Raw genomic sequence first — 731 nt, forward strand, 5'->3', positions numbered from 1 at the left:
GCACTGCGCCGCATGGAGGCCGCCGGACGGCGGGTGGCCATGGTGGTGTCGTCGGACATGAGCCACTACGTCGCCCACGCCGAGGCCGCCCGGCTGGACCGCCTGGCCCTGGCCCGCATCGAGGCACTGGACCCCCTTGGCCTGTACGCCACCGTGCGCGACCGGGGCATCTCCATGTGCGGGGTGCTGCCCGCCACCCTGGGGCTGCTGGCCGCGCTGGACATGGGTGCCCAGACCGCGCGGGTAGTGGCCTATGCCACCTCGGGCGAGGTGAGCGGGGATATGCAGCGGGTTGTGGGGTATGCAGGGGTTCTGGTGGCCTGACAGGCTTCGGCGTGACACACACCGCATCCCCCTGCGGAAGCATTTTTCTGTCAGCCTCCGGCGGGCAAGGGGCTTCGCCCCCTGCACCCCCACAAAGGAATGTAGCAATCCGGTCTGTTGGACACGTGGACGAACAGGGGGAGCGCATTCAACGGCACGTCGAATACCGACAGGGCACGCGTAATCAGTTATATTGATTTGCATAATGGGGGTGCAGGGGGCGAAGCCCCCTTGCCCGCGCCGGGGGCGTAAAAAACGTCCTCACCTCCCCCACCTTGTACCTTCCGGCACGAGCGGCCCCACATATTGACGGCGGGCGGCAGCGGTGTCATTTTTCGCGCGGCTGCGGGCGACGCTCCCGCGCCCACCGGTGCGCCGCGCGTTGCGCGCGGCCCGGTTGCCTTCCC

1 protein-coding gene is annotated in these 731 nt (G+C 68.5%); it reads left to right on the forward strand.

Features of this window, described 5'->3' with window-relative positions; all coding sequences use genetic code 11:
- A partial coding sequence (gene amrB / locus FVW27_RS18055) for an AmmeMemoRadiSam system protein B (RefSeq protein ID WP_167127868.1) occupies nt 1-324 on the forward strand: 324 nt, incomplete at its 5' end.
- Nucleotides 325-731 lie beyond the last annotated feature (407 nt).

The sequence above is a fragment of the Nitratidesulfovibrio liaohensis genome, assembly GCF_011682075.1.
Taxonomy (GTDB): domain Bacteria; phylum Desulfobacterota; class Desulfovibrionia; order Desulfovibrionales; family Desulfovibrionaceae; genus Cupidesulfovibrio; species Cupidesulfovibrio liaohensis.